Source organism: Caballeronia sp. LZ029, assembly GCF_031451275.1.
Classification (GTDB): Bacteria; Pseudomonadota; Gammaproteobacteria; order Burkholderiales; family Burkholderiaceae; genus Caballeronia; species Caballeronia jiangsuensis.
The window spans coordinates 3,059,632-3,082,362 of sequence record NZ_JARUXO010000001.1; the positions used below are offsets into that span (position 1 = coordinate 3,059,632).

Below are 22,731 nucleotides of genomic sequence, written 5' to 3' on the forward strand. Positions count from 1 at the left end.
GTTCTCCACCTCAAAAAATCTGGGTGCAACAGAACTAGGACGCATATTAAAGAACGCAACAGTATGCGACAACCTAGCATTTACCCTAGTGGTGCATAAAAGCACCTCAAAAGGGCGTATTTCTTGCAATACAGCGGTCTTCTCGCAAGTGCCCGATTCGTTCGTATTTCCAACTAAATCGTGTCAGCCTTGCAGCGGCCGAACCCGCGCGATGATCTCCCCGACGATCCCGCGACGGAACGCCAGCACGCACGCGATGAAGATCAGGCCCGTCACGATCGTCACCGATTCGCCGAGCGAATTGAACCACGACACGCCTGTGATCCGCGCCATGCCGCTGCCGATGTCGCCGAGCTTGTCCTCCAGCGCGACGATGATCGCCGCACCGAGCAACGGCCCGAACATCGTGCTCATGCCGCCGACGAGCGTCATCAGCACGACGAGACCGGACATCGTCCAGTAGGCGTCGCCGAGCGTTTCGAAGCCGAGCACGACCGTCTTCATCGCGCCCGCGAAGCCCGCGAGACCCGCCGACAGCACGAACGCGAGCAGCTTGTAGCGCGACGTGTCGTAGCCGAGCGAAATTGCACGCGGCTCGTTCTCCTTGATCGCGATCAGCACTTGCCCGAACGGCGAATGCACGATGCGCACGATCAGCGCGAACGCGAGCAGCATCACGACGAGCACGACGTAGTAGAGCGTGATGTCGTTGCCCAGATCGAGCACGTTGAAGAGCTTGCCGCGCGGCACGCCTTGCAGACCGTCTTCGCCATGCGTGAAGGGCGCCTGCAGGAACACGAAGTACACCATCTGCGCGAGCGCGAGCGTGACCATCGCGAAGTAGATGCCCTGGCGCCGGATCGCGAGCAGTCCGGCGACGAGCCCGAGCAGCGTCGCCGCCGCCGTGCCCGCGATCACGCCGAGCTCCGGCGTGAAGTTCAGCGACTGGATCGCATAGCCGGCGACGTAGCCGGCGGTCGCGAGGAACATCGCGTGCCCGAACGACAGCAGCCCGGTATAGCCGATCAGCAGATTGAACGCCGCCGCGAACAGCGCGAAGCAGAGCACCTTCATCATGAACAGCGGATACACGCCGACGAACGGCGCCGCAATCAGGCCGATCAGCAACAGGCCATAGAGCGCTTTTCTCTGCATCATTTTTCCTTGCCGAAGAGTCCTGCCGGGCGAATCATCAACACGATCGCCATGATGACGAAGACGACCGTCGCGGACGCTTCCGGATAGAACACGCGCGTGAAGCCCTCGATCACGCCGAGCAGCAGGCCGGTCAGGATCGAGCCCATGATCGAACCCATCCCGCCGATCACGACGACCGCGAACACGGTGATGATCATCGACTGGCCCATCAGCGGCGACACCTGGATCACGGGAGCCGCCAGCACGCCCGCGAACGCCGCGAGCGCGACACCGAAACCGTAGGTGAGCGTGATCATCATCGGCACGTTGACGCCGAACGCCTCGACGAGCTTCGGATTCTCCGTGCCCGCGCGCAGATAAGCGCCGATGCGCGTCTTTTCGATCACGAACCACGTCGCGAAACACACGACGAGCGACGCGACCACCACCCACGCGCGATAGTTCGGCAGGAACATGAAGCCGAGATTGGTCGCGCCCTGAAGCAGCGAAGGCACGTCGTACGGCTGCCCCGACGAGCCGTAAACCGAGCGGAACACGCCTTCGATCACGAGCGTGAGGCCGAACGTGAGCAAAAGCCCGTAGAGATGATCGAGCTTGTAGAGCCAGCGCAGCATCGAGCGCTCGATGACCACGCCGAACAGTCCGACCACGATGGGCGCGAGCAGCAGCATCGCCCAGTACGGGATGTTGAAGTAGGAATAGCCCATCCACGCGAGCATCGCGCCCAGCATGAAGAGGGCGCCGTGCGCGAAATTGATGACGTTGAGCAGGCCGAAGATCACCGCGAGCCCGAGGCTCAGGATCGCGTAGAACGAGCCGTTCACCAGCCCGAGCAGCAGCTGGCTCATCATTGCGGCGAGCGGAATGCCGAAAATTTCCATTGAACCTGCCGTCAGAAACGTGTTGACGCGGTTGCGACGGCGAGGCGACCTTTTGGCCGCCCGCCGCGCGAACGCTTGCGCGCTACCGAACGCTTACTTCCAGAGCTTGCAGCGCGATTCGGCCTTGGTGCCGAACGCCTGATCGCCCGGAATCGTCGCGGTGATCTTGTAGTAATCCCACGGCTCCTTCGATTCCGACGGCTTCTTCACTTCCATCAGGTACATGTCGTGGATCATCGAGCCGTCTTCGCGGATGTAGCCCTTCGCGTAGAAGTCGTCGATCTTCGCCTTCTTGAGCTGCGCCATGACCTTGTCGCTGTCGGTCGTGCCGGCTGCCTTCACCGCATTCAGGTACGTCGTGACGGCCGAGTAATCCGCCGCCTGCAGGCTGCCCGGCATCTTCTTCATCTTGTCGAAGTAGCGCTTCGCCCAGGCGCGCGTCTTGTCGTCCTTGTTCCAGTACCAGCTATCCGTCGCAACGAGACCTTGCGTGGTTTCGAGGCCGAGGCTGTGGATGTCGGCGATAAAGACCAGTAGCGCAGCGATCTTCATCGACTTGGTGATGCCGAATTCCTTCGCGGCCTTGATCGAGTTGATCGTGTCGCCGCCCGCGTTCGCGAGGCCGAGCACCTGCGCCTTCGAGCCCTGCGCCTGCAACAGGAACGACGAGAAGTCCGACGCCGACAGCGGATGGCGCACTTCGCCGAGCACCTGGCCGCCATTCGCCTTCACGACATCAGCCGTGTTCTTTTCCAGCGCCTTGCCGAACGCGTAGTCGGCCGTCAGGAAGTACCACGACTTGCCGCCCTGCTTCGTCACCGCGGAACCGGTGCCCTTCGCGAGCGCCATCGTGTCGTAGGCGTAGTGGACCGTGTAGGGCGAGCATTGCTCGTTGGTCAGGTTGTCCGCGCCCGCGCCGATGTTGATGTACGGCGTCTTCTTCTCCGCCGCCACCTGCGCGCTCGAAAGCGCCGTCGCCGAGTTCGTGCCGCCGATGATCACGTTCACGCCGTCGCGGTCGATCCACTCGCGCGCACGCGACGCCGCGATGTCCGCCTTGTTCTGGTGATCCGCGTACACCAGCTCGATCGGCTTGCCGTTCACCTTGCCGCCGAAGTCCGCGATCGCCATGCGAATCGCTTCGAGTCCGCCTTGTCCGTCGATGTCGGCGTAGAGGCCCGACATGTCGGTGACGAAGCCGATCTTCACCGTGTTGCCGTCGGCGGCATTGGCGCTCGTGCTCATCACCGCCACACTCGCCGCCGCAGCCGCAAAGCACAGAGTAGAGAGGCGCGCGAGGGTCTTCTTTTTCATTCCAGTCTCCATGAGTTTTGATTTGATGCGGTGTTACTGGTGTTGCCCTTTCCGATGTGCCGCGCCCGGGATCGATTACACCCCGAGCAATTCGTGCAGCACCGGCATCTTCGCTTCGAGTTCCCCCGCGCCGAAATGCTCGACGATGTTCCCGTGTTCCATCACGTAAAAGCGATCCGCAAGCGGCGCCGCGAAACGAAAATTCTGTTCGACCATGACGATCGTGTAGCCGCGCGACTTCAGCATGAGGATCATGCGCGCGAGTGTCTGCACGATGACCGGCGCGAGCCCTTCCGAGATTTCATCGAGCAGAAGCAGATTCGCGCCCGTGCGCAGAATGCGCGCGACGGCCAGCATCTGCTGCTCGCCGCCCGAAAGACGCGTGCCCTGGCTCGCGCGGCGCTCTTTCAGGTTCGGGAACATCGAGTAGATCTCGTCGAGCGGCATTGCGTCTTTCGCGTTGCCGATCATCGGCGGCAAAAGAAGGTTTTCCTCGCACGACAAGCTCGAAAAAATGCCGCGCTCCTCCGGACAATAGCCGACCCCGTAATGCGCGATCTTGTGTGTGGCGAGGCCGATGGTTTCATTGCCGCTCACGCGGATCGAACCCGTCCTGCGCCCGGTCAAACCCATGATGGCGCGCAACGTGGTCGTGCGGCCCGCGCCGTTGCGGCCGAGCAGCGTGACCACTTCGCCGCGATTCACCTTGAGGTCCACGCCGTGCAGGATGTGCGATTCCCCGTACCACGCCTGCAGACCCGAGATTTCCAGCGCGGGCACATTGCCCGCCGCGCCGTTCGCCTCGCGCGAGCGGCGCTCCTCCACGATCGTACTCATGCATGCGCTCCGGTGAGCGCCGCATCGGCGCTGCCCATGTAGGCTTCCATCACGAGCGGATTCCTCGACACTTCCGCGTAGCTGCCTTCGGCGAGCACTTCGCCGCGCTGAAGCACGGTGATGGTGTCGGAGATGCCCGCGATCACGTTCATGTTGTGCTCGACCATCAGGATGGTGCGCCCCGCCGACACCTTCTTGATCAGCGCCGTCACGCGATCGACGTCCTCGTGACCCATGCCTTGCGTCGGTTCGTCGAGGAGCATGAGTTCGGGTTCCATCGACAACGTGGTCGCGATCTCCAGCGCGCGCTTGCGGCCGTATGAGAGTTCGACGGTTTTCGTATCGGCGAAATCGGTGAGGCCGACTTGCGTGAGCAGGTCCATCGCGCGGTCATTGAGTGCGTCGAGGGAACGCTCGCTGCGCCAGAAATGAAACGACGTGCCCAGTTGCCGTTGCAAGCCGATGCGCACGTTCTGCAGCACCGTCAGGTGCGGAAACACGGCGGAAATCTGGAACGAGCGGATGATCCCGCGTCGCGCGATGTGCGCCGGACGCTCGCGCGTGATGTCCACGCCGTTGAAAACGATCTGTCCCGCGGTGGGTTCGAGGAACTTGGTGAGAAGGTTGAAGCAGGTCGTCTTGCCTGCACCGTTCGGTCCGATCAGCGCATGGATCGAACCGCGGCGAACGCGCAGGTTCACGCCATTCACGGCCGTGAAGCCTTTGAATTCCTTCGTGAGTCCTCGCGTTTCAAGAATGGTGTCGCCGAGAATCATGTCCCCTTCCATGCGAAGTGAAGCGCTGGGCAAATCCGTATTCGCCTGCGCCTTATTTTTTCTTTCCGCGCGCACCCGAACGTTGTCTCCATCCCGGTACTGCTTTGCTTCATGCATCGCTGTTGCGCCCGCACAAAGTGTGCACGAGGTATGCCGAGCATCACTAATTCCGGGGCCATTGTCGCGCCAATGATGCAGCGCAATCATTGGGATTTGCACTTACTAACGAATTGCTTGGAGTTTCGGCACGTGCACGCAATAGGGGCACGGAGAGTGCTTATTCCCTGCGCATATAAGCAATCGTTTGTGCAACGTCATGCGCGCGCCATTCACGCGTCATCCCGACATGTGAAGCGCGCGCGTCACCGATCTGTCATGCAAGCGCCGTCGCGATCACTTCTTCCGCTTCTATGCCGCGCCTGTCCTCGCGGATCATCTGGCTTGCACGCTCGGCGATCATCAGGGTCGGCGAGTTCGTGTTGCCCGATGTGATCGTCGGCATCACCGATGCATCGACCACGCGCAGGCCGCGCACGCCGATCACGCGCAAACGGCTGTCGACGACCGCGGCCGGATCGTTGTCCGTGCCCATGCGGCAGGTGCCGACCGGATGGAAGATCGTCGTGCCGACCTTGCCTGCCGCTTCGATGAGTTCCTCCTGCGTCTGATACTGGATGCCCGGAAGAATTTCCTCGGGCCGATATTGCGCCAGCGCGGGCGCGCTGACGATGCGCCGCGTGAGACGCACCGAATTCGCGGCCACTTCGCGATCGTGATCGGTCGACAGATAATTCGGCGCGATCAGCGGCGCTGCGTGCGCATCCGGCGATTCGATATGCACGCTGCCGCGCGATGTCGGCCGCAAGTTGCACACGGACGCGGTGAATGCATTGAACGCATGCAGCGGCTCGCCGAAGCGTTCGAGCGACAAAGGCTGCACGTGATATTCGACATCGGCCCGCTTGATCGATGCATCGTCGGGATTGGACTTGGCGAACGCGCCGAGTTGCGACGGCGCCATCGACATCGGTCCGCTTCGCATCAGCGCGTATTGCATGCCGATGAAAAGCTTGCCCCACCAATGCGCCGACAACGTATTGAGCGTGCGCACGCCGTTGACCTTGTACGCCATGCGCAATTGCAAGTGGTCCTGCAGATTTTCGCCGACACCGCGCAGGCTCTTCACGACATCGATACCGAGACGTTGCAGACGTGCGCCGTTGCCGATGCCGGACAGTTCGAGAATCTGCGGCGAATTCACCGCGCCCGCGCTGAGAATCACTTCGAAACGCGCACGCGCGATGTAATCGACATCGCCACCGCGATATTCCACGCCGACGCAGCGCGAGCCTTCGAACACGAGACGTTGCGTATGCGCGCCGGTGATCGTCGTGAGATTGGGACGCTTCATCGCTTCGCGCAGGAATGCTTTCGCCGCGTTCCAGCGTATGCCGCCGCGCTGATTCACTTCGAAATATCCGACGCCGGTGTTGTCGCCGCGATTGAAGTCATCCGTCGCGGGAATGCCGCTTTGCTGCGCGGCTTGCGCGAACGTCTCGAGAACTTTCCACTTCAGGCGCTGCTTCTCGACGCGCCACTCGCCGCCCGCGCCATGCCATGAATTGCCGCCGCCGTGATGATCCTCGCTGCGCATGAAGACGGGCAGCACCGAATCCCAGGACCAGCCCGGATCGCCGCTGATGTGCGCCCAGTCGTCGTAGTCCTCGCGCTGGCCGCGCATATAGATCATGCCGTTGATCGACGAGCATCCGCCGAGCACGCGACCGCGCGGATAAGCGAGCTTGCGGCCGTCGAGGCCCGGTTCGGCCTGCGTCTTGTAGAGCCAGTCCGTGCGCGGATTGCCGATGCAATACAGATACCCGACCGGAATATGAATCCAGTGATAGTCGTCCTTGCCGCCGGCTTCGAGCAGCAGCACGTTCACGTTCGGATCTTCGGTGAGGCGATTCGCAAGCACGCATCCGGCCGTGCCCGCCCCGACGATGATGTAGTCGAATTCGCCTTCCAGCTTGCGCGCGTTCTGCTTCATGACATGTCTCCTGTCGATGCCGTCTTGCGCGGCTTCGATGATTCGATTACTTCGCCACCGGCATCGTGAATTCGGCGCCCTTCGCGATGCTGTCGGGCCAGCGCTGCATCACGCTCTTGTAGCGCGTATAGAAGCGCACGCCTTCTTCGCCGTATGCGTGGTGATCGCCGAACAGCGAACGCTTCCAGCCGCCGAACGAATGCCACGCCATCGGCACCGGAATCGGCACGTTGATGCCGACCATGCCCACCTTGATCTGACGCGAGAACGCGCGCGCGACGCCGCCGTCCGTCGTGTAGCACGACACGCCGTTGGCGAATTCATGCTCGTTGATGAGCTCGACCGCGCTCGCGAAATCCGGCACGCGCACCACGGACAGCACCGGCCCGAAAATCTCTTCCTTGTAGATGGTGCTGTCGGTTTTCACGTTGTCGAACAGCGTGCCGCCGAGGAAGAAGCCGTTCTCGTGGCCTTCGACCTGATGTCCGCGTCCATCGACGACGAGCGTCGCGCCCGACTTCACGCCCGCGTCGATATAGCCTTCCACCTTCGCGCGATGCGCGCCCGTGACGAGCGGACCCATTTCGGCATCGCTTTCCATGCCGTTCTTGATGACGAGCGATTGCACGCGCGGCGTGAGGCGTTCGATCAGCTCATCGGCGATGTGACCCACCGCGACCGCAACCGAAATCGCCATGCAGCGCTCGCCCGCCGAACCGTACGCCGCGCCGATCAGCGCATCGACGGCCTGATCGAGATCGGCATCGGGCATCACGACGAGATGATTCTTGGCGCCGCCCAGCGCCTGCACGCGCTTGCCGTGCTTCGTGCCTTCGGTGTAGATGTATTCGGCGATCGGCGTCGAGCCGACGAACGACAACGCTTCGATATCCCGATGCGCGAGCAACGCATCGACGGCGGTTTTATCGCCATGCACGACGTTGAACACGCCATCGGGCAAGCCCGCTTCCGTCAGCAATTCCGCGAGCCGAACCGATGCCGACGGATCGCGCTCCGATGGCTTCAACACGAACGTATTGCCCGTCGCGATCGCGATGGGAAACATCCAGCACGGCACCATCATCGGGAAGTTGAAGGGCGTGATGCCCGCGACCACGCCGAGCGGCTGACGCAGGTTCCAGTTGTCGATGCCGCCGCCGATCTGATCCGTGAAGTCGGTCTTGAGCAGATTGGGAATGCCGCACGCGAACTCGACGATCTCGATGCCGCGCATCACTTCGCCCTTGGCGTCGCTGAACACCTTGCCGTGCTCGCGCGTGATGATTTCGGCAAGCTCGTCGTGATGCTCGTCGAGCAGTTGCTTGAACTTGAAGAGCACGCGCGCACGCTTGATCGGCGCGGTCTCGCTCCATTCGGGGAAAGCGGCTTTCGCTGCGGCCACGGCTGCATCGACCTCGGATGCGCTCGCGAGCGGCACGCGCGAGGCGACGACGCCCGTCGCCGGATTGAACACGTCGCCGAAGCGCCCGCTCGCGCCTTCGACCCGCTTGCCGCCGATGAAATGCGTCAACGCCGCGACCTGCGCTTCGCTTCGATGTGTCTCGCCCATGATGTCTCTCTTATATATGCGGATAGGCCGAGCGTACTGCCGGATGCATCCCCGAATCCAATGAGATATGTTCAACTGGGATATAAGAAGCTTTAATATCAGCCGATGGACTACATCCTCTTGCGCGCCTTTATCACCGTCGCTCGTGAAGGCAATCTCACGCGCGCCGCGGCGCACCTGCATCTCACGCAGCCGGCCGTCAGCCTTCAGATCAAGAATCTGCAGGAGATGCTGGGCGTCGTGCTGTTCTCGCGGACGTCGCACGGACTTCTGCTGACGCGCGACGGCGAAGCGCTCCTGCCGCACGCCGAACGCGCACTCGCCGCCGCCGCCGATGTGCAGCGCGCCGCTGCCGCGCTGCGTCACGAGGTGAGCGGCACGCTGCGCATCGGCACGATTCTCGATCCCGAGTTCCTGCGGCTCGGCGGCTTCCTGCGACAACTGGTGGAGACGCATCCGCGCATCGAAACATCGTTGCGGCACGGCATGTCGGGCTGGGTTCTGGACCGCGTGAGGGCGCGCGATCTGGATGTCGGCTACTACATAGGCGATCCGGCCATCGACGGCACGCGCGACGGCGAACGCTTTCACGTCGTCAGGCTCACGCCGTTTCTGTATCGCGTGCTCGCGCCGGCGGGCTGGCACAACCGCGTGAACAAGGGCAAACGTAGCTGGGCGGCGCTCGCCAAGCTGCCGTGGATCTGGACGCCGCCCGAGTCCGCGCACAACCGGCTTTTGTCGCGCATCTTCCGCGACGCGGGCGCGATGCCGGTGATCGTCGCGGAAGTGGATCAGGAGCCGTCGATGCTCGATCTCGTGAAATCGGGCGTCGGTCTGTCTCTCGCGCGGGATTCGATCGCGCTGGCGCAGGCGCATGCGCACGCGCTGACGATCGTCGAAGGCGTGACCGTGCCGACGCAGTTGTCTTTCGTCGCGCTTGCGGAACGCCGCGAGGAATCGGCGATCGCCGCGGCGCTGCGGCTGATCGACGCGCAATGGGCGGTTTGAATAGACATCTCAGTGCAAATACCGAGTCCGCCCGTAAGTGCATTCAAGCGAGCTTCATCGATTCTTTGCTAGTCTGAGCCCTCGCTGATCCATCCAACCGTGTTCGAGGAGCCTTCATGGCACGCAACATCGAAATCAAGGCGCGCGCGCATCAGTTCGACCAGCTGCGCGAGCGGGCGGCCTCGCTCGCCACCGACGCGCCGCTGGTTTTCCGCCAGCAGGACTTCTTCTACGACGTGCCGACCGGACGCCTCAAGCTGCGTCAGTTCGACGACGGCACGCCGTCCGAACTGATCTTCTATCAGCGCGACGACCGCGACGGTCCGAAAGTGTCGTATTACTCGCGCAGCCCGGTGACGAATCCGGAAGCGATGCACGCGCTGCTAGCCCAGGCGCTGACGACACGCGGCATCGTCTCGAAGGAGCGGCATGTGTATCTCGTCGGACGCACGCGCATCCATCTGGATCGCGTGGACGGGCTGGGCGATTTCATCGAACTGGAAGTGGTGCTCGGCCAGGATGACGACGAAGCCGGCGGCGAACAGGAAGCGCACGCGATGTTCGCGCGGCTGGGTGTCGGCGAAGCGGATCTCGTGCCGCTGGCTTACGTGGACTTGCTGAGCCCCGAGTCGTCGTCGGCCAGATGAGCGAGCGGCAGCGGGCCGTTGCGCTTGAACGTCGTGAGCACGATGTTCGAGCGCACGCTATCGACGCCCGGCACGCGCATCAGCTTTTTCATCACGAAACCTGACAGCGCGTTCAAATCCGGCGCGACGATACGCAGCAAATAATCGGCGTCGCCCACGGTCGCGTGGCATTCGAGCACTTCGGGCAGCATCTCGATCTGCTGCTGAAACTGCTCGATGATCGAATCGCCGTGATGCTTCAACTTCAGGCTCGTGAACGCCGTCACCCCCAGGCCGAGCTTCTCCGGCCGCAAGACCACGCGATACCCTTCGATTACGCCCGTCGCTTCCAGCCGCTGCAGACGCCGCCCGATCTGCGACGGCGACAGCGGCACCTGCTCGCCCAGTTGCTGATGCGTGGCGCGCCCGAACCGTTGCAGCACGTCGAGCAGGGCGAGATCGAAATGGTCGAGTTCGAGCATGAGGCGGATGTGCGCGGGAGCGATGATAAATGCGACTTTATCGCATCGACGCCGCGTTGCTCACAAACCCCTTGCGCAAAAAGGCCGTTTCACGCGCATTATGACGAATTGCTTACGGCAGCAAACAAGGTAACGCGCGTGTTACCAATCATGACACCGCGAAAGGCGAAAACTGCGCGTCATTCCGCGAAAACGGGATAAATGGAAGCATTCGAACAGGAAAAAGAAAGCTTGAATGTCAGGTAGCTTTCAGTCTCGGCTACCATTCCTGAAGCGCTCGTAAGCTTCCCACGCGGCGCGCGCGTCGACGTCCAGTTGCTCGGGTAGCACGCTGGACTGACGCTGTACAATCAGCAGCGCATAGGGCCTGGACAGCGCGCTCGCCTCCTTGCAGAGGCTGAGCTCGTCGCCGCTAGACGGGGAGCGGCCGCGCCAGTAGTTGATCGCGGCTTCGAGTTCGTTGATCGAGATGACAGCCATGTCCGGGCGGAAATACATTCGGTGTACGGCTGCTCGCGGCTTCCGGGATACGGTCGCGCAACGCCGCATGAGATATGAGTTTTGAACCGGCTCGAGCCCGCGCAGCCCCGTCGTGCATGTGAGCATGTCACCGACCGCCCCGCCCGCTTGAGCTCAACCCATTGTACTTGAGCGACTCCATGCGAATCCTTCTGATCGAAGACGACCGCCCCATCGCGCGCGGCATTCAAAGCAGCCTCGAACAATCCGGCTTCACGGTCGACATGGTGCACGACGGCATCTTCGCCGAGCAGGCGCTCGCGCAGAACCGCCATGAACTCGTCATTCTCGATCTGGGCTTGCCCGGCATCGACGGCATGACGCTGCTCTCGCGTTTTCGCCAGAGCAACCGCCATACGCCGGTGATCATCCTCACCGCGCGCGACGAGCTGCACGACCGCGTGCAAGGCCTGAACAGCGGCGCCGACGACTACATGCTGAAGCCCTTCGAGCCGCAGGAACTCGAAGCGCGCATCCGTGCGGTGATGCGCCGCAGCGGCCCGCACGGCGACGTGCCGCGCCCCGAAGTGACGCTGGGCGGCCTGCGTCTGTCGGGCGTCGATCGCCGCATCTTCAACGACGAACGTCCGCTCGAACTCTCGCCGCGTGAATTCGCCGTGCTCGAAATGCTGCTGCTGCGACACGGCCGCGTCGTGAGCAAGGCGCAGTTGCAGGATCACCTGACGCACTTCGGCGGCGATCTCGGCGATACGGCCATCGAAGTGTATGTGCATCGGGTGCGCAAGAAACTCGAAAACACGCGCGTCGAGATCGTGACGGTGCGGGGCTTCGGCTATCTGCTTCAGGAGATCCGGCAAGCGGCTTGACGCTCCTGCCGTAGACCGCCTTGCGACTTCCCACCCGCCGCGCGGGCGATCAGCGTTTCGCCCGCGAAGACTGGCTCGATCTGGCGCGATCGAAAGCCACCGAGACGCCGGCGCCCCCGAGTCTGCGGCGCACCCTGCTGCGCCGACTCGCCGCGCCGCTGTCCCTGCTCGCGCTGATGAGCGGCCTCATGGCGTACTGGCTCGCCTGGCAGTACACGCAGCACGTCGTCGATCGCTCTCTCGCGGATCTCGCCACCGCCATCTCCAAGCAGATTCAGCTCGCGGGCGTCGATGCGCCCGTCACCGTTCCGCCGCTCGCGCAGGCGATGTTCTCGGACCCCGTCGAGCAACTCATCTACCGTATCAGCACGGGCGACGACGAAATCGCCGGCGAACCCGATCTGCCGCTCACCGGCACCAACGTGCGGCGCATCCACTATGCGTATGTGTTCGAGACGCACTTTCAGGGCGTCTCCGTGCGCGCGGCGCAGGTGCGCGTGCCGCAGCCTACCGGCAATCCGATCGTCGTCGAAGTGGCGCAGCGCGTCGGATCGCGGTATCGGATCGCGGTGGAGTTTCTGATCGCGATCATGATGCCGCTCGCGCTGCTGCTGCTCGCCGGCTGGGTGATCGTGTGGCGCGTCGTGAATCAGCAATTGAATCCGCTCACCGATCTCGCCGACGCGCTCAACCAGCAAACGCACATCTCGCTCGAACCCGTCGACGAGACTTTCGTTCCCGGCGAAATCCGTCCGCTCACGAGCGCGATGAACGCGTTGCTCGTGCGCCTGCAGACCGCGCTCGATGCGCAACGCAAGTTCATCGCCGATGCCGCGCATCAACTGCGCACGCCGCTGACCGCGGTCAAGCTTCACGCGGAGCAGGCGCTCAGTTCGCGTGATCCGAACAAAGCCATCGAGGCGGTGAAGGAGTTGCGCGCGTCGGCGGATCGCGCGGTGCGTCTTTCGAATCAGCTCCTTTCGCTCGCGCGCGCCGAGCCGGGCGAACAGGCGGCGCGTTTCGCCGATTTCGACCTCGCCGCGCTCGCCTTCGAAACCGGCGCGGAATGGGTGCCGCGTGCACTCGCCGCCCAGGTCGATCTCGGCTTCCAGCGTCTCGACGATCCCGAGAACGAGCATCCGCTGATCGTGCGCGGCAATGTCGTGCTTTGCCGCGAAGTGCTCGCGAATCTGATCGACAACGCGCTCAAGTACATTCCGCCGTTCCGCGTCGAGGGCGCGCGCATCACGATGACGGTCACGGAATGGAGCGACGCGAGCGGCCGCCGCTTCGGCGAAGTCGTCGTGGAGGACAACGGCCCGGGCGTGCCGCCGGATCAGCAGCCCGATCTCTTCAAGCGCTTCTTCCGCGGCGACGGGCAGAGCGTCGAAGGCGGCGCGGGACTCGGGCTCGCGATCGTTCACGACATCATGGTGCTGCACGGCGGCACCGTGCACTACGAGGACGCGCCCGAAGGCGGCGCGCGCTTCATCGTGCGGATGCCGCTCAAGGAAGAGAAACCCGTCGCGGAATGAAAAAGAGCCACGCTCGCTCGCGTGGCTCTTTCGAATCGACGAAGCAGGCGCGGCCTACTTTTTCTTCTTCTCCTTCTTCACCGCGAGCATCGTGCCACGGCATTTCCTCGCGCCGCATCGGCACTCGTATTCCTTCTTGAGCTTCTTCGTAATGCGGCCTTCGATAACGAGCCCGTAGTCGTAATTCAGCTCCTCTTCCGGCTCGATATCGCGCAACGCGTGAATGAACACGCGCCCTTCGACTTCCTCGGCCTCGCAATTCGGCGCGCACGAATGGTTGATGTACTTCGCGCTGTTCCCTTCGATCTTGCCGTCGATCACGCGGCCGTCGTCGAGTGCGAAGTAGAACGTGTGGTTCGGCTCTTCGGGGTTGTGCGGATGGCGGCGCAGCGCTTCCTTCCATGAAATGCGCTCGCCTTTGTATTCCATCACCTGCTCGCCCGCGGCAATCCGCTTCACGGCAAACACGCCCTTGCCATGTACGCCGGAGCGGCGAACGGTGACCCTGCGTGAACTCATCGAACGAATCCTTAAATAACGCTTCGCTCCCGCGCGATCGGGATGAACATCGGGATGAAAAAAAACGCGGTGGCCTCGAAGGCGCCGCGTTCACTCGGTTGAACGCACGCGCTCAACACACCGGTATCCTACACTCCCGGCGCGCGAATGCTCAACCGTCCGGATGATGTTCGAGCGTTTTCAACGTTGCCCGATGGTGATCTCGCCGAAGAGATTCTTCTGTTCGCGCGGCTGCGAGCGCCAGTACTGGGGAGGCGCATCGACGGTCGCGCCGAGCTCGGCGGCGGCGTGCCACGGCCAGCGCGGATCGTAGAGCATCGCGCGCGCCATCGCGACGTAATCGGCCTGGCCGCTCGCCACGATCTCTTCCGCTTCCTTCGCCTCGGTGATCAGCCCGACAGCGACGGTGTTCACGCCCGTCGCTTCCTTCACGGCTTTCGCGAACGGCACCTGATAGCCCGACGACAACGGAATCTTCTGCAACGGCGAGACGCCGCCCGACGACACATCGATCCAGTCGACGCCGCGCTTCTTCAGCTCCGCCGCGAACGCGATCGTATCCTCGATGCCCCATCCGCCTTCGACCCAATCGGTGGCGGAAACGCGCACGCCGACCGGCTTGTCGGCGGGAAACGCGGCGCGCACGGCATCGAAGATTTCGAGCGGATAACGCATGCGATTCTCGCGCGAGCCGCCGTATTCGTCGGTGCGCTGATTGGCGATCGGCGACAGGAACTGATGCAGCAGATAGCCATGCGCGCAGTGCACTTCGATGCCATCGATACCGAGCCGCGCCGCACGTTTCGCCGATGCGACGAACGCTTCCTTCACGCGGATCAGACCGGCGGCGTCGAGCGCGAGCGGCGGCGTTTCTTCCGGCTTATGCGGGATGGCCGATGGCGCGTAGGTCATCCAGCCGCCGTCGGCGACGGAGATCAACTGCCCGCCTTCCCACGGCTTGCGGCTCGATGCCTTGCGGCCCGCGTGCGACAACTGCATCGTCACCGCGATCTTCGAATACTGGCGTATCGCGGCGAGCACCGGACGCAGCGCGGCTTCGGTGGCGTCGTCCCAGAGACCGAGATCGCCCGGCGTGATGCGGCCGTCCGGCTCGACGGAGGTCGCCTCGATGAACAGCATGGCCGCGCCCGACAGCGCGAGATGGCCTAGATGGATCATGTGCCATGCCGTCGCCTCGCCGCGCTCGGCGGAGTACTGGCACATCGGCGACACGAAGATGCGGTTGGGGAGCTGGAGGCTGCGGAGGGTCGTGGGAGTGAACAGCGCGCTCATGGCGGTGACTCGTCGCTAGAAAGGAGCGATCGAGAATAGCACCGCGATTTCTTTCGTGCAGGGACGCGCACCGCGCCGGATGCGACGCGATGGTTCATACCATCACACGTTCAGCGCGCGTCCACCACGGCGAAGCGATCGAGCCATTCGCCGAACATCGCGCGGGCAGCGCGTTCGAGTGTCGCGCCATGACGCGCCGTGTCCTCGCGCAGCGCGGCGACCGTCGTGCCGCTCCTCGCGATATCGCCCGGATACGTGACGAGCCAGCTCTCGAAGCGCTCGACCAGCACTTCCGGATGACATTGCAGCGCGAGGACGTGCTCGCCCCAGGAGAATGCCTGATGCGCGCAGGAATCGGTGGATGCGAGCAGGGTCGCGTCCGTGGGGAGATCGAAGGTATCGCCGTGCCAGTGGAAGACCGGCACAGGCGCGCCATCGGCTTCGAGATGCCGCAGCGCGGACGCGCGTCCCGCGTCGGTCAGTTCGAGCGGCGACCAGCCGAGTTCGAGCGTGCCCGACGAATACACGCGCGCACCGAGCGCCCGCGCGATCAGTTGCGAGCCGAGACAGATGCCGATTGTCGGCAAGCCCGCGGCGATGCGTTTTTCGAGCATCGAGAGCAGCGGCGCGAGATGCGGATAATGCGCGTCCTCATAGGCGCCGATCGGGCCGCCGAGCACGACGAGCAAGGAAGGATCGAGCGGATTGGGCGCGTCGATGCGGCCGCGCCCGACGTCCAGATAGCGCACGAGATGGCCGCGATCGCCGAGCACGTGTTCGAGGCTGCCCAGATCTTCGAAATAGACGTGGCGAATCGCCAGGACTTCATGTTTCATCGGCGGCATTCTCGGGACGGAGTAGTGACGAGCCGCGCCTCGCGGCGAGGCGCGACGGGCACAGTCTAACCGACTCGCCGCGGCCTCACAGCGCAGGATGACGCCAGATGGCTTTTACCCGGTCGGCCCGAATCAGGCGATCTGGGCGAAGACCTTCCAGCTTTTCTTCTGCGTAGCGACGTCGGCTTCTTCGTATACCGAACAGTCGAGACGCAGATCCGTGTCCGCCATGTCGATCTGCAGAAGCGCGCAGTGATGCGGCGCCTTCTTCGGATTTTTGCTCGCCTCGAAATGCGAGCAGGAGAGACACATGCGGTGCGCCGGAATCTGCTGCTGCGATTCGAGCTGACGGATGGTCTTGAGCAACGTGCGATAGAACGCCACCTGCTCGTCCTCGCGCAGCGTGCCGACCGCCTTCGCGAGGAAGTCCGGCCATTGCAGCGCCTTCTTCGCAGCCGTGCGGCCACGCGCGGTCAGCCGGACCGCGAGCGCGCGGCCGTCGTCGATCGCGCGTCGCTTCTCGACGAGACCCTTGCCTTCGAGCGTGCTCACCGCATCGCTCGTCGTGGCGGCGGTCAACGCCGTTTCACGCGCGATCTCGCCGAGGCGCATCGGCCCCTTGCGCTGCATCAGCAGAACGAGAATTTCACCCTGGGTCGGCGTCAGCCCCGCGCCTTCCGCCCATTCCCATGCCTGGCTGCGCATCGCGGTGCTCAGCCTCAGCAGGCCGTGGGTCACCCGCCCCGTCGCCTGCTCTCCGTAAACGCCTTCACTCATAGTCTTTCGCTTGTTGTTCCGCTTATGTGTTCTGACGGCACGTTCGCGCCAACCGCCGCGAACACCTCGTTCGAAACGCCGCCCGCAGAAAATACTCCGAACACCTTGCGAACTACGCTTCGTTCTCGGTCCCCGCCGTCTCAAAATTCAGGCGTGCCAAGCCAATTAGCGGTGCCTGAATGGGGACATTTGCAACCCTCTTCCTATGCGCCGTCTTATGGTCCTGCTCGTGGCGCTGTTTTCCTGCCGACTATAACGCTATGCCAGCAAAGTCGCCATTCTAAGCGACATAGAACAAACGTACACCTTAATTATCCACGCAGAACTGTGGATAACCCGTGGAAAAGCGTCTTCTTTTATGTGTGCGTATTCTTGATAACACTGCGCGTCAAGTCGAGCACCTTTCCGTTGTCCGGAATTCCCTGTCGCGACGTCTGCGCATACCGCGTGGTTATCATCGCGCTAGCGCGTTGACTCTGCACCTCTTTTTGACGTTTTCCACAGCGTCGCGCAAGACTTGTTAACTTCTATTACGTCTGTATACGGATTTCTCGAAGAAATCCTTAGGGACGTCGAATCGGTTCTTCTTCAAACGTTGCCGCGAGCGCTTTATTCCCCTTGCTCGTCAAGCACATGTTTCATACGGACCAAAGTTAAAGGCCGCCTCGCGGTGTTTCGCGAAGCGGCCTTTCGTGATCATTCGCTGGCAGGTGTCAGCGTAAGCGTGGTGTTATCGACGCCATTGCAAACATTGCTGCCTGACGGCCTCGTGTAGAGATTTTTCCTTGTCGAACACGCCTCGCAGCCAGGTCGCGTCATTGACGCCGCGCGCGATATCGGCCACCTCCGCGAGCGCGGCTTGCGAACCGAGCGCTTCCGCATGCGGCGCGAGCACATCGAGCGTCGCGAGAATGTCTTCGCCGATGGTCCGCCGTTCGCCCGTCTGCGGATGGATGCACGTGCCTTCCAGCCCGAAGCGGCACGCCTCGAAGCGGTTGAACGTGTAGACGAGATAATCGTCCTCGCGCGGCGTGAGCGGCTTGTCGAGCAGCAGATAACGCGACAGCGTCTGGATGTAGCAGGCGATCGCGGCGGCTTTGTCGACGGAAAGCGGCGTGTCCATCACGCGTACTTCGATCGTTCCGAAGCCGGGCTTCGGCCGGATATCCCAGTAGAAATCCTTCATGCTGTTGACGACGCCCGTATTGACCATCTTCGAGAAGTATTCCTCGAAGCCGTCCCAGGTCAGCACGAAGGGCGCGCGCCCCGACAGCGGAAAAGCGAATACCGAATTCAGTCGCGCCGAATGGAACCCCGTATCGACGCCCTGAATGTACGGCGACGACGCTGAAAGCGCGATGAAATGCGGGATATAGCGCGACATCGAATGCAGCAGGAAGAGGGCGCTGTTCGGATCGGGACAACCGATGTGCACGTGCTGACCGAACACCGTGAACTGCTTGGCGAGGTATCCGTACAGTTCGGAGATGTACTGGAAGCGCGGCGCGTCGTAGATCTGGCGATCGCTCCATTGCTGGAATGCGTGCGTGCCGCCGCCCGCGAGCCCGACGTTCAGTTGATCCGCTGCGGCGACGAGCGTATCGCGGATCTTGCGGAGGTCCGTGACGGCCTGCTCGTGCGTCGTGCAGATGCCGGTCGAAAGCTCGATCATGCTTTCGGTGATTTCCGGCGTGATGTTGCCCGGAATCTTTTCGTCCTTGATGAGACGCATGAGGTCCGACGCGGCGCGCGTCAGATCATAGTCGTGCGTGTTGACGACCTGGATTTCCAGCTCGACGCCGAACGTGAACGGCTCGGAGTTGATGAAAGGTTCGAGTGCCATGACGCCTCTTGAATGATCAATGCCTGGGCAGGGCGGGCGCGATCACTCGCGCCGCTCGCCGACTGCCGACAGGCTACGGTACACCACGAAAGGCGAGACGATCTGCAGCACGACGATCGAGCACATGATGATCGCCCGCAGCGTCGGATCGTAGTCCGGATAGAGCACGTACATGTCGTCGACGAGCACGTACGCGAGCGCCGACATCGGCGTCAGCGCGACGCCGAGCGCCGCGCCTTGCTTCCAGTCGAGTCCGCTCGGCTTCGCGAAAATCAGCACGCCGACGAGCTTGCCGACGAAACGCGCGACGATCAGCCCGAGCGCCGCGACACCGCCGAGCGCGATATCGCGCCAGTGAAACGACGTCAGCGTCAGCGCAAAAAGAATGACGGTCAGCAGCCATCCGGCGGAGCCGAAATGCGACGGCCAGAGTTGCGGCCGCTCGTCGGCATTCTTCACGATGATGCCTGCGGCGAGCAGCGCGAGAATCGTCGATAGCTTGAAGATGTGCGCGACCGCGATCGCCAGCAGCACGAGCCCGAAGAGCGCAACGAACGAATGCTCGTCGTTCGCGGGCAGACGCCGCACCAGCATATTGCAGGCACGCGCGAGCAGGAACGCGAGCACCAGCGAGCCGATCAGAAGATAGAGCGGCTGCAGGATCGTCGCGAGCGCATTGCCGTAGATCTCCTGATGCAGCACGCCGGCCGCGAGCTTTTCCACGATCACCGCGTACATGCTGTTCAGCGCGGTCAGCGTCAAGAGACGTTGCGTGACCTGGCCTTCGGCGCGCAGTTCGGTTTTGAGCTGAATGACCATCGCGGGCGACGTGGCCATCGCGATGGCCGCGACCACGACCGATGGCATCGTCGGCACGTTGAGGAGCGTCAGCGCGATCAGCACGAGGCCGAACGTGAGCGTCGACTCGGCGATGCTCGACAGAATCAGATACGGATTGCGGCGGATCCAGCGCAGATCAAGCCGGCCGCCCAGTTCGAAGAGCAGCAGCCCGAGCGCGACATCGAGCAGCGGCCGCGACAGGCCGCCCGCGCTCGAGTCGATCACGCCGAGGCCCGCGTTGCCGGCGATCAGCCCGATCACCGCGAAACCGGTGATGCGCGGCAGGCGCCACGCACGCCATAAAAGCTCTCCGGCGAGTCCCGCCGTAATGAGCGCGAGACCGGCCCAGAAAATGGCATCGGGTTCGAGCGGCCAGACGGGCAAAAATGAAAATGCCGAATTCATCGTATTGGCTTCTCCTTCGTAGCTGCAGCAGAGCGTGCACGTTCCGTTGCGTGACTCGCATCGACGGCGCGCGCTCGCGGGCGAGGCGCATCCGCCCGGCTATGCGAGCGTTGGTTCATTCAGGCGAAACGAAATGCGAACGAACACGGCGTCACGGTCGGGCCGTGCACGGATTAGACGACGCGTTCGGCTGGCTGCGATGCGCCTTGCACGCTCCCAATGTCGCACCGGAGATCTCGGATCCGTGTGACACGGGCAACACATGCGGCGCCTGCTCGAATGCCGGGCCGAACACAGCAAACGACGGCGCGGCTTCGTTGATCAGATTCTTGGCGCGCAACCATCGTTCCATTGAAGCGGTCGCCGTCCGAACGGCGCGACGCAGGAAGAAGCGCGATTGTGCCATACCTCGGTTCCCCTGACAGAAAGTCCAAGCTCATGATTCTTATGAAGTAAAAGCGACTGCCTGTTCTCGTCCCGGCTGGAAAGGCTGACCGGTTGCTGCTGTCATGACGTTCGGGCTTTTCGTTTACGCCCGACCGATGGCCTCGCCGTCAGGTGTTTACAGGTTTACTGTATATAAACGTAGTAGTAGTTAACAAGAGGCTGCCGCTTCTGTGGATAACCTCGTTTTCGTCTTTTCATTCAATCATTTGGACAAAGCAGAAGCGGGCCGTAAACATGTTGGCGCGGCGCGGTCAACCCGGAACAACTTTTGGGCGCGTAAACGTGAAGGCGTAGTTGTCCCGTTTACGTGCACATCGCGTTCACAAGAGTTTCACCGGCAATTCGACGGGTTATCCACAGCGCGCCGGGAACAACTATGTCGAGCCGATTTCTCCATGACGAAGTGCCCTGAGCAAAAATCGGGCTGGGTCGATGGCGTCGGCGAGTTCGCGTTCGATGAGCCACGGCTCTCCTTCGATCTGCGATGCGATCAGTTCGGCCGCGAGCGTCGCCCAGACGAGTCCGCGCGAGCCGAATGCGAACGCGCCATATAGACCCGCCATGCGCGGCAGATCGAGCGGCCACGCGCCCGAAAGCCGATGCGCATCGCGGCGCGCGGCGCTCTCGTCGGCGAGCTGGCCGATCATCGGCATGCGGTCGCTCGTCACGCAGCGGAACGCGACGCGGCCCGCGCGGATTTCTCCGGGCGCGAGCGCGAGATCCGGCAACATGCCCGCGACGCGCTCGATGTTCTCCCGATGCCCCGCGTCGCGGATGTCGCGGTCGGGATCGTCGATGTCATAGGTCGCACCGATGAGCGCGCCGTCCGCGCCAAGCGGCACCGCGTAACCTTCGCCGACGACCGGCGCGCGCAGGGCATCGAGCGCGGATGAATCGAGCACGGTGAGCTGACCGCGCACGTTGCGTGTCGGCGCACCGTACAGACCGGCGAGACGCGCGGCATCGTGTGCGTTCGCGAGCACCATCACCGGCGCGCTGGCGATCTCGCCGCCGCTCGAATCGAACGCGGTCCAGACGTCGCCATCGTGCGCGATGCGCGTCACTTCGGTTTTCATGTGCGGCGTGATTCGGGCCGCGCCGTCGGCGAGTTGCGCGGCGCAAACGGCCGCGGGCGAGATCGCACCGCCGCGCGGAAAGAACCAGCCGCCGCGTGCGACATCGATGCCAGCGATGCGCGATGCATCGTCGCGCGTCATCGGCTGCACATAGTCGGATGGATACGCGAAGCGCGCGATGGCGGCGGCGAGGGCATCGGCGTCGTCGGGGGTATCGGCGATCTGAAGCAGGCCCGCGTCGCTGCGCATCAGGTCGCGACTGGCATCTTCGAGCGCGTGCCATCGGCGCAAGGCATAGAGAAAGCCTGCACGCGTGAGGCGAGCGGCGACGCTGTCGTCGCGCCAGACGATAGGATGAAACACGCCCGCCGGATTGCCCGATGCATCGCGCGCGGGCAACGCGTGACGATCGATCAGCGTGACCTGCCAGCCGCGCCCGGCGAGCCGCGCGCTCACCGCGCAGCCCGCGAGTCCCGCGCCGATCACGATGGCCTCGCGTGTTCTCGCGTCGCAAGGAAGCGGCGGTTCGTGGCGGCGCACGCGCCAGCGCGGGGCGAAGCGTGCGATGAGCCGCGTGTCCGTCGCCGCCGACAGGCACTCGAAGCCCGACGATTCCAGCGCGCGGCGCAAAGGCACTTGAAGCGGCCCGGATGCGTTCGCACAGACCGTCGCGCCGTCGCCGGCGAAACGCGCGAGCGTTTTGCACAGCTTGCGCGGATCGTCGATTGCTTCGAGATGGAATGCATCGGCGCGCAGCCAGAGTTTCGACAACATCTCGTGCGCGTCATCGCCGATGGCGAGCGTCAACACCACGCGACCCTCGTCGAACTCCAGCCGATGCACGCCCGGCACGCGCATCGGCCACGCACGCGCGAGCTCGGTTGCGAGCGGCGATGCGTCATCGGTCGAAGGTGGATCGTCCAGCGCGTTCAGCGTTGCAGTGGCGACGACATGCAGCCGGTCGCAACGTTCATCGTCGTCGCGCCAGCGCTGCCAAAGGGGAAGGAAGGCGCTGAACGTCGTATCGACGAACGTGAAGACGCGTGTGCGCCGCCAGCGCGCGGGAAGATCGTGCGGCGCGAAAAGCAGGGATTCGGTCATGCGATAGGGAA

At 63.2% G+C, this 22,731-nt stretch carries 21 protein-coding genes; 4 read left to right on the forward strand and 17 right to left on the reverse strand.

What is annotated here, in order from left to right:
• Positions 1-183: 183 nt before the first annotated feature.
• The 7 genes from QCE73_RS14410 to QCE73_RS14440 form a co-directional block, all read right to left on the reverse strand.
• The gene (locus QCE73_RS14410) at positions 184-1,155 is read right to left on the reverse strand and encodes a branched-chain amino acid ABC transporter permease (RefSeq protein ID WP_035499555.1); all 972 of its coding nucleotides are present in this window, start codon (positions 1,153-1,155) and stop codon (positions 184-186) included.
• A complete protein-coding gene (locus QCE73_RS14415; protein ID WP_035499373.1) occupies positions 1,155-2,039 on the reverse strand; it encodes a branched-chain amino acid ABC transporter permease in 885 nt (294 codons plus the stop codon). Before QCE73_RS14415 ends, QCE73_RS14410 begins: the two co-directional genes overlap by 1 nt.
• 93 nt (positions 2,040-2,132) lie before the next feature.
• Positions 2,133-3,353, reverse strand: a complete 1,221-nt coding sequence (locus tag QCE73_RS14420; RefSeq protein WP_035499375.1) for an ABC transporter substrate-binding protein — start codon at positions 3,351-3,353, stop codon at positions 2,133-2,135.
• Between the two features lie 75 nt (positions 3,354-3,428).
• Positions 3,429-4,190 carry an ABC transporter ATP-binding protein gene (locus QCE73_RS14425; protein ID WP_035499377.1) on the reverse strand — a complete coding sequence of 254 codons (762 nt, stop codon included), beginning with the start codon at positions 4,188-4,190 and terminating at the stop codon, positions 3,429-3,431.
• Positions 4,187-4,966, reverse strand: coding sequence for an ABC transporter ATP-binding protein (locus tag QCE73_RS14430; protein WP_035499379.1), 780 nt, complete (start codon positions 4,964-4,966; stop codon positions 4,187-4,189). Before QCE73_RS14430 ends, QCE73_RS14425 begins: the two co-directional genes overlap by 4 nt.
• A gap of 373 nt (positions 4,967-5,339) precedes the next feature.
• Complete coding sequence (locus tag QCE73_RS14435) at positions 5,340-7,016, reverse strand: GMC family oxidoreductase N-terminal domain-containing protein (RefSeq protein WP_309881774.1); 1,677 nt, start codon at positions 7,014-7,016, stop codon at positions 5,340-5,342.
• A 46-nt stretch (positions 7,017-7,062) separates the two neighbouring features.
• Positions 7,063-8,586 carry a CoA-acylating methylmalonate-semialdehyde dehydrogenase gene (locus QCE73_RS14440; RefSeq protein ID WP_309881775.1) on the reverse strand — a complete coding sequence of 508 codons (1,524 nt, stop codon included), beginning with the start codon at positions 8,584-8,586 and terminating at the stop codon, positions 7,063-7,065.
• 105 nt (positions 8,587-8,691) lie between these two features.
• Between QCE73_RS14440 and QCE73_RS14445 the strand changes: the two genes are divergently transcribed.
• Together QCE73_RS14445 and QCE73_RS14450 are read left to right on the forward strand one after the other, a co-directional pair.
• Positions 8,692-9,594, forward strand: a complete 903-nt coding sequence (locus QCE73_RS14445; RefSeq protein ID WP_309881777.1) for a LysR family transcriptional regulator — start codon at positions 8,692-8,694, stop codon at positions 9,592-9,594.
• A 116-nt stretch (positions 9,595-9,710) separates the two neighbouring features.
• Positions 9,711-10,241, forward strand: coding sequence for a class IV adenylate cyclase (locus QCE73_RS14450; RefSeq protein ID WP_309881778.1), 531 nt, complete (start codon positions 9,711-9,713; stop codon positions 10,239-10,241).
• Here the strand turns inward: QCE73_RS14450 and QCE73_RS14455 are convergent.
• Positions 10,199-10,702 (reverse strand): Lrp/AsnC family transcriptional regulator, encoded by a 504-nt coding sequence (locus QCE73_RS14455; RefSeq protein WP_187608104.1) that lies wholly within the window; start codon positions 10,700-10,702, stop codon positions 10,199-10,201. The two genes, QCE73_RS14450 and QCE73_RS14455, sit on opposite strands and share 43 nt — an antisense overlap.
• Positions 10,703-10,951: 249 nt before the next feature.
• Entirely contained in the window at positions 10,952-11,182 is a 231-nt protein-coding gene (locus tag QCE73_RS14460) for a DUF3717 domain-containing protein (protein ID WP_187608229.1), read from the reverse strand.
• A 179-nt stretch (positions 11,183-11,361) separates the two neighbouring features.
• On the opposite strand from QCE73_RS14460, the gene QCE73_RS14465 reads away from it, so the two are divergent.
• Together QCE73_RS14465 and QCE73_RS14470 are read left to right on the forward strand one after the other, a co-directional pair.
• Positions 11,362-12,048 (forward strand): response regulator transcription factor, encoded by a 687-nt coding sequence (locus QCE73_RS14465; RefSeq protein ID WP_035499390.1) that lies wholly within the window; start codon positions 11,362-11,364, stop codon positions 12,046-12,048.
• 80 nt (positions 12,049-12,128) lie between these two features.
• Positions 12,129-13,583, forward strand: a complete 1,455-nt coding sequence (locus tag QCE73_RS14470; RefSeq protein WP_309882019.1) for a sensor histidine kinase N-terminal domain-containing protein — start codon at positions 12,129-12,131, stop codon at positions 13,581-13,583.
• Positions 13,584-13,637: 54 nt separating this feature from the next.
• Here the strand turns inward: QCE73_RS14470 and QCE73_RS14475 are convergent, their stop codons facing one another.
• The 8 genes from QCE73_RS14475 to mnmC all read right to left on the reverse strand — a co-directional run bounded on the left by QCE73_RS14475 (position 13,638) and on the right by mnmC (position 22,720).
• On the reverse strand, positions 13,638-14,102 hold the full coding sequence (locus tag QCE73_RS14475; protein WP_035499394.1) for an SET domain-containing protein: 465 nt from the start codon (positions 14,100-14,102) through the stop codon (positions 13,638-13,640).
• Positions 14,103-14,282: 180 nt separating this feature from the next.
• Positions 14,283-15,395 (reverse strand): NADH:flavin oxidoreductase/NADH oxidase, encoded by a 1,113-nt coding sequence (locus QCE73_RS14480; protein ID WP_250482794.1) that lies wholly within the window; start codon positions 15,393-15,395, stop codon positions 14,283-14,285.
• Positions 15,396-15,505: 110 nt separating this feature from the next.
• Positions 15,506-16,231: a glutamine amidotransferase gene (locus tag QCE73_RS14485; protein ID WP_035499559.1), complete on the reverse strand. Its 726-nt coding sequence runs from the start codon at positions 16,229-16,231 to the stop codon at positions 15,506-15,508.
• A 132-nt stretch (positions 16,232-16,363) separates the two neighbouring features.
• Positions 16,364-17,008, reverse strand: coding sequence for a MarR family winged helix-turn-helix transcriptional regulator (locus tag QCE73_RS14490; RefSeq protein WP_035499399.1), 645 nt, complete (start codon positions 17,006-17,008; stop codon positions 16,364-16,366).
• A gap of 730 nt (positions 17,009-17,738) precedes the next feature.
• On the reverse strand, positions 17,739-18,851 hold the full coding sequence (locus QCE73_RS14495; RefSeq protein ID WP_035499402.1) for a YbdK family carboxylate-amine ligase: 1,113 nt from the start codon (positions 18,849-18,851) through the stop codon (positions 17,739-17,741).
• Between the two features lie 42 nt (positions 18,852-18,893).
• Complete coding sequence (locus tag QCE73_RS14500) at positions 18,894-20,096, reverse strand: cation:proton antiporter (RefSeq protein ID WP_035499403.1); 1,203 nt, start codon at positions 20,094-20,096, stop codon at positions 18,894-18,896.
• A gap of 151 nt (positions 20,097-20,247) precedes the next feature.
• On the reverse strand, positions 20,248-20,502 hold the full coding sequence (locus tag QCE73_RS14505; protein WP_035499404.1) for a hypothetical protein: 255 nt from the start codon (positions 20,500-20,502) through the stop codon (positions 20,248-20,250).
• Between the two features lie 415 nt (positions 20,503-20,917).
• On the reverse strand, positions 20,918-22,720 hold the full coding sequence (mnmC, locus tag QCE73_RS14510; protein ID WP_309881785.1) for a bifunctional tRNA (5-methylaminomethyl-2-thiouridine)(34)-methyltransferase MnmD/FAD-dependent 5-carboxymethylaminomethyl-2-thiouridine(34) oxidoreductase MnmC: 1,803 nt from the start codon (positions 22,718-22,720) through the stop codon (positions 20,918-20,920).
• Positions 22,721-22,731 lie beyond the last annotated feature (11 nt).

Bases quoted from the DNA above. Each gene is read 5' to 3' on its own strand.
- QCE73_RS14410 (WP_035499555.1), bottom strand. From the start codon at position 1,155: ATGCAGAGAAAAGCGCTCTATGGCCTGTTGCTGATCGGCCTGATTGCG.
- QCE73_RS14455 (WP_187608104.1), bottom strand. From the start codon at position 10,702: ATGCTCGAACTCGACCATTTCGATCTCGCCCTGCTCGACGTGCTGCAA.
- QCE73_RS14415 (WP_035499373.1), bottom strand. From the start codon at position 2,039: ATGGAAATTTTCGGCATTCCGCTCGCCGCAATGATGAGCCAGCTGCTG.
- QCE73_RS14505 (WP_035499404.1), bottom strand. From the start codon at position 20,502: ATGGCACAATCGCGCTTCTTCCTGCGTCGCGCCGTTCGGACGGCGACC.
- QCE73_RS14420 (WP_035499375.1), bottom strand. From the start codon at position 3,353: ATGAAAAAGAAGACCCTCGCGCGCCTCTCTACTCTGTGCTTTGCGGCT.
- QCE73_RS14435 (WP_309881774.1), bottom strand. From the start codon at position 7,016: ATGAAGCAGAACGCGCGCAAGCTGGAAGGCGAATTCGACTACATCATC.
- QCE73_RS14450 (WP_309881778.1), top strand. From the start codon at position 9,711: ATGGCACGCAACATCGAAATCAAGGCGCGCGCGCATCAGTTCGACCAG.
- mnmC (WP_309881785.1), bottom strand. From the start codon at position 22,720: ATGACCGAATCCCTGCTTTTCGCGCCGCACGATCTTCCCGCGCGCTGG.
- QCE73_RS14475 (WP_035499394.1), bottom strand. From the start codon at position 14,102: ATGAGTTCACGCAGGGTCACCGTTCGCCGCTCCGGCGTACATGGCAAG.
- QCE73_RS14425 (WP_035499377.1), bottom strand. From the start codon at position 4,190: ATGAGTACGATCGTGGAGGAGCGCCGCTCGCGCGAGGCGAACGGCGCG.
- QCE73_RS14490 (WP_035499399.1), bottom strand. From the start codon at position 17,008: ATGAGTGAAGGCGTTTACGGAGAGCAGGCGACGGGGCGGGTGACCCAC.
- QCE73_RS14495 (WP_035499402.1), bottom strand. From the start codon at position 18,851: ATGGCACTCGAACCTTTCATCAACTCCGAGCCGTTCACGTTCGGCGTC.
- QCE73_RS14480 (WP_250482794.1), bottom strand. From the start codon at position 15,395: ATGAGCGCGCTGTTCACTCCCACGACCCTCCGCAGCCTCCAGCTCCCC.
- QCE73_RS14460 (WP_187608229.1), bottom strand. From the start codon at position 11,182: ATGGCTGTCATCTCGATCAACGAACTCGAAGCCGCGATCAACTACTGG.
- QCE73_RS14465 (WP_035499390.1), top strand. From the start codon at position 11,362: ATGCGAATCCTTCTGATCGAAGACGACCGCCCCATCGCGCGCGGCATT.
- QCE73_RS14500 (WP_035499403.1), bottom strand. From the start codon at position 20,096: ATGAATTCGGCATTTTCATTTTTGCCCGTCTGGCCGCTCGAACCCGAT.
- QCE73_RS14485 (WP_035499559.1), bottom strand. From the start codon at position 16,231: ATGAAACATGAAGTCCTGGCGATTCGCCACGTCTATTTCGAAGATCTG.
- QCE73_RS14440 (WP_309881775.1), bottom strand. From the start codon at position 8,586: ATGGGCGAGACACATCGAAGCGAAGCGCAGGTCGCGGCGTTGACGCAT.
- QCE73_RS14445 (WP_309881777.1), top strand. From the start codon at position 8,692: ATGGACTACATCCTCTTGCGCGCCTTTATCACCGTCGCTCGTGAAGGC.
- QCE73_RS14430 (WP_035499379.1), bottom strand. From the start codon at position 4,966: ATGATTCTCGGCGACACCATTCTTGAAACGCGAGGACTCACGAAGGAA.